Source organism: Ectobacillus sp., from assembly GCF_056992975.1.
Genome location: NZ_JBXKMX010000023.1, coordinates 1 through 3,697, shown reverse-complemented (window position 1 = coordinate 3,697; position 3,697 = coordinate 1). Strand labels below are relative to the sequence as shown.

General features: G+C 39.2%; 3 protein-coding genes. All 3 read right to left on the bottom strand.

The genetic code is table 11. The features are described from left to right. On the bottom strand, nt 1–191 hold a 191-nt coding region (locus AC11ZT_RS00965), incomplete at its 3' end, for a GTPase (RefSeq protein ID WP_484057815.1). Further along, complete coding sequence (gene lon, locus AC11ZT_RS00960; RefSeq protein ID WP_484057814.1) at nt 188–2,509, bottom strand: endopeptidase La; 2,322 nt, start codon at nt 2,507–2,509, stop codon at nt 188–190. The genes AC11ZT_RS00965 and lon, both read right to left, overlap by 4 nt. A gap of 142 nt (nt 2,510–2,651) precedes the next feature. Next, nucleotides 2,652–3,697 (bottom strand): S16 family serine protease (locus AC11ZT_RS00955; RefSeq protein WP_484057813.1); only part of this gene is annotated, 1,046 nt, incomplete at its 5' end.

The following is a 3,697-nucleotide window of genomic DNA, read 5'->3' as shown; positions in this document are numbered from 1 at the left end:
AAATTTAGCGTTTGTGTCTTACCCGGTTTAGAAGAAATACGTGCTAAACTTTTTCTGCTCAGCAATGTATTAATAAAGGAAGATTTTCCTACATTTGATCGTCCTGCAAGTGCAATTTCAGGCAAATTTCCAGATGGATATTGTGCAGGTTTTACTGCACTAATTACGATTTCAGACTTCGTTACTTTCATTGTTTCACTCCTACTAACGCGTGCTCCAGTACCTCGTCCAGATGAGAGACTAGCACAAACGTCAACTGCTCCTTCACACTATCAGGAATATCATCTAAATCTCTTTCATTATCTGCAGGAATAATAATCTTCTTTAATCCAGCTCGGTGTGCACTTAATGTTTTTTCTTTCAGTCCGCCAATTGGAAGAACGCGTCCTCTAAGTGTAATTTCCCCCGTCATTCCGACTTCCTTATGAATAGGTCGTCCTGTTAATGCGGAAATAAGGGCTGTTGCCATCGTAATCCCAGCTGAAGGTCCATCTTTCGGAACGGCTCCCTCTGGTACATGAATATGAATATCATTCTTTTCATAAAAATCCTTGTCAATCTGAAGTTCTTCCGTACGAGAACGAATGTAGCTAAACGCCGCTTGCGCTGATTCCTTCATAACATCCCCGAGCTTACCAGTAAGAATTAATTTTCCTTTACCAGGATACAGGGAGACTTCTATTGCAAGCGTATCTCCTCCTGCTGTTGTATAGGCTAGTCCGGTTGCAACACCCACTTGATCTTGCAATTCAGCTTCACCAAAGCGAAATATTTTCTTACCTAAGAAGTCCGTTAGATTTTTGTCTGTAACAACCACTCTCTTTCGTTCTTCGGCTACGAGAATACGTGCAACCTTTCGGCAAATGGCAGCAAGTTGGCGTTCTAATGAACGAACACCGGCTTCTCTTGTATAATACCGAATAATATCAAGCAGTGCTTCATCACGAATTTGCATCTTCCCTTTGGTAAGTCCATGTGCCTTCAACTGCTTAATTAATAAGTGATCCCTAGCAATATTTACTTTTTCAATCTCGGTATAGCCAGCAATCGATATGATTTCCATACGATCTAACAGCGGTCCGGGAATTGTTGAAAGTGTATTCGCGGTTGCAATAAACATTACATTTGATAAGTCATAGGGCTCTTCAATGTAATGATCGCTAAAATTGCTATTTTGCTCAGGATCTAACACTTCTAATAAAGCCGCAGATGGATCTCCGCGGAAATCATTTGACATTTTGTCGATTTCATCAAGTAAAAAGACAGGATTGACTGTTTTTGCTTTTTTCATTCCTTGGATAATGCGTCCTGGCATAGCACCTACATACGTTCGTCTATGACCACGAACTTCAGATTCATCACGTACACCACCAAGTGAAACACGTACAAAATTACGATTTAGCGATCTTGCAACAGAACGTGCAAGAGATGTCTTTCCAACTCCGGGCGGCCCCACTAAACAAAGAATGGGTCCCTTTAAAGAACGGGTTAGTTTTTGAACCGCTAAATATTCAAGAACACGTTCCTTTACTTTCTCTAATCCGAAATGATCATCATTTAAAATCTTTTCGGCTCTATGAATGTCTAATATATCCTCTGTTGCTTCTTTCCATGGGAGTGAAAGCATCCAGTCTATGTAATTTCGAATTACACCGCTTTCTGCAGAGCTAGCAGGGAGTTTCTCGTAGCGATCCAATTCACGCATGACTGATTCTTTTGTTTCATCTGGCATGCCGGATTTTTCAATTTTTCCACGTAAAATGTCAACCTCGCTACCTTTTCCTTCTTTCTCCCCTAGCTCCTTCTGAATCGCTTTCATCTGTTCACGAAGAAAATATTCCTTTTGTGTACGTTCCATAGAATGCTTCACACGCTGACCAATTTTCTTCTCTAAGCTAAGAAGTTCTTTTTCATCTTGAATAAAAGAAATCAATCGATTCAAGCGATCTTTTACATTAATGATTTCTAATATTTCTTGCTTTTCATGCATTTTTAAAGGAAGATGAGAAGCGATTACATCTGCCACTCGTCCTGGTTCAGTTATATCAACTACCGTTGCAAACGTTTCATTTGAAATTTTTTTAGAAAGCTTAATGTATTGATCAAAATGATCAACTAACGTCCGCATAAGCGCTTTTTCTTCTAAATCGCCTTCCCCTGTTTCCTCGATAATCGTAATGGAAGCATTTACGACATTCTCTTCCTCATTTAATGATACCATTTCTGCTCTATGTAATCCTTCTACTAGCACACGAACTGTTCCATTTGGAAGTTTTAACATTTGTTTTACCTTTGCTAGTGTACCAATCGTATATAAATCTTCCTTTGCAGGTTGATCTACATTTACATCTTTTTGTGTCATCAAAAAGATGAGATCTTCATTCAACGCAGCGTTTTCTATAGCCTGTATTGATTTTTCACGTCCTACATCAAGATGTAGAACAATCGTTGGATAAACAAGAATGCCTCGTAATGGGAGGAGGGGTACGACTCTTTCGCTCGTATTCATTCTAATTTGCACCTCCATTTTTATATAGTCTGTTCACCTATTGTATATTACAACAGAACAATTATGCAATTATGGAGATAGATACAATCTGTTTTATCAACAAAATGGACTTCGCCTTATGTTAGAAAGCGAAGTCCCTCCATTACATCGAATGCATTTCACCTTCATCATGTAATAACGCGGAACGTCTTGTATCAGCATACTCAGTTAAGATATGATCTACAAAAATCCGGGCAAAGACATCTCGTATATGGCGAACAGGTACTATTTCAATTCCTGTTATGTTATACAGCATTGGTTGCAAATTGTCTGCTGGAATTAATACTGTTTTTACCCCTGCTTTTTTGGCAGCTTTTACCTTTGCATAAACTCCGCCAACAGGTTTCACCTCACCGTGAATACTTATTTCTCCCGTCAAGGCAACATCATTTCGTACATACACACCGTGAACAGCTGAATAAACACCTGTAGCAATTGCTATTCCAGCTGAAGGTCCATCAACAGGGACACCGCCAGGAAAATTAATGTGCAAGTCATAGCCTTTTGGTAGTAAATTTAATGATCTTAGCACAGTTATTACATTATCTGCTGAACCTTTTACCATACTTTTACGACGAATGGATTTTGTTTGATTTCCTACACTTTCTTCCTCAACAATCCCTGTAATGACAATCTCACCTTTTCCTTCAACAGGAATGGCAGTTACCTCTAACTCTAATAAAGCCCCCATATTTGGTCCATACACCGCTAATCCATTTACCAATCCAATTTTTGGAATAGGATATATCCGTTTTTCAAGCTTTGGTGTTAATTGGTTGGAGTGGATCACCCATTCTATATCCTCATCACGAATATTACTCCGCTCTTCATTTATCGCCATTCCTGCTGCTAGTTGCACGAGATTAATGGCCTCTCTTCCATTTTTCGCATATAGACCGATCCTTGCAAGTCCCTGCTCCGAAATTTGCAGACCAATTTTATTACTAGCAACAGTCGCTACTTTTTCGATTTCATCTGTCTCCAGTTCATGAAAAAACACTTCCAAGCAACGAGAACGTATTGCTGGCGAAATTTCTTCAGGTGAACGAGTTGTCGCTCCAACCAATCTAAAATCTGCAGGTAATCCGTTTTTAAAGATATCATGAATATATGTAGGAATGAGAGAATTTTCCTCACTATAATAGGCAC

Bases quoted from the DNA above. Each gene is read 5' to 3' on its own strand.
- lon (WP_484057814.1), bottom strand. From the start codon at position 2,509: ATGAATACGAGCGAAAGAGTCGTACCCCTCCTCCCATTACGAGGCATT.